Below are 1,094 nucleotides of genomic sequence, written 5' to 3'. Positions count from 1 at the left end.
CGCACGGCGCCGCCCGCCGAGCGGAGCCGCCCGGCGCGCCCCGAGACCGGCGGCGCGACGTCGTCCCGTCCCTCGGCCCGGCCCGCCGCGTCGCGGCATCCGTCGCGCCGGTCGCGGGCGCCGTTCGTGCTGCTCGTCGTCGGCCTGCTCTGCGGCGGCCTCGTCAGCCTCCTGCTGCTCAACACCATGCTCGCCCAGGACGCGATCACCGACGCGTCGCTGCGCGAGCAGATCGCGGTGGCCGAGCAGGAGAAGGAGAAGATCGAGCAGGAATACCAGCGCAAGACGCAGCCCGGCGTCATCGCCGACATGGCCGACAAGCAGGGCCTCAGCCGCAGGTGGGACGAGGTCAACCCGTGGACCAGCGGCACGACCGACACCCAGGCCGGCCAGGCGGACAGCACACGGTGAGCGGTTCCGGCGGCAGGGGGCAGGGACCCGGCCGTGGCGCAGGCGGCGCCGGCTCTCAAGGAGGGCCAGGCGCCGCTCGTCGTACGCCGGGAGGACCGGGCAGGAGCGGACGCCAGGGCGGCCGCTCCGGCGGCCGTTTCGACGAGGAGCGTTTCGACGAGGGGCCTTCCGACGGCGGTCGTTCGGGTGGCCGGTCCGACAGCGGGCGGTCCGACGGTGGCCGCTCGGGCGGTGGCCGGTCGGATGGCGGTCGATCGGATGGTGCGGGCCGTTCCGGCTCGCCGGAGAACCCACCGCGGCGGCCCCGTGAGCGGCTCGACCCGCTCGACCTGCCGTTCGGGCACGACGACGGCCGGGCGCGCCCGCCGCGTGAGCCGGGCGAGGAGCCGCGCGGCCGGTCGCGGCCCGGCGATGACGGCCCACGGGGCCGGTCACGGGACGACGGCCCGCGCGGGCGTTCGCGCGACCGTGACGACGACGAACCCCCGAGGAGGCGCGCCCCTCAATCACGCGACGACGGCGACCGCCCCCGAGGCCGTGCGCCCCGGTCGCGCGACGAGGACGAGCGGCTCAGGGGACGCGTCCAGGGCCGCGACGAGCGCGCGCACGGACGTTCCGGTGACCGGGCCGGTGACGGGGCCGGTGACCCGGCCGGTGTCCGGGCCGGTGATCGGGCGGGCGTG

The 1,094-nt window shown here is 77.5% G+C and carries 1 protein-coding gene; it reads left to right on the top strand.

Features of this window, described 5'->3' with window-relative positions:
- On the top strand, positions 1-411 hold a 411-nt coding region (gene ftsL / locus ABFX54_RS56615), incomplete at its 5' end, for a cell division protein FtsL (protein ID WP_487047346.1).
- Positions 412-1,094: the final 683 nt, after the last annotated feature.

The organism is Nonomuraea maheshkhaliensis (assembly GCF_039529435.1).
Lineage (GTDB): Bacteria > Actinomycetota > Actinomycetes > Streptosporangiales > Streptosporangiaceae > Nonomuraea > Nonomuraea maheshkhaliensis.
This window is presented reverse-complemented; position numbering and strand designations above follow the sequence as displayed.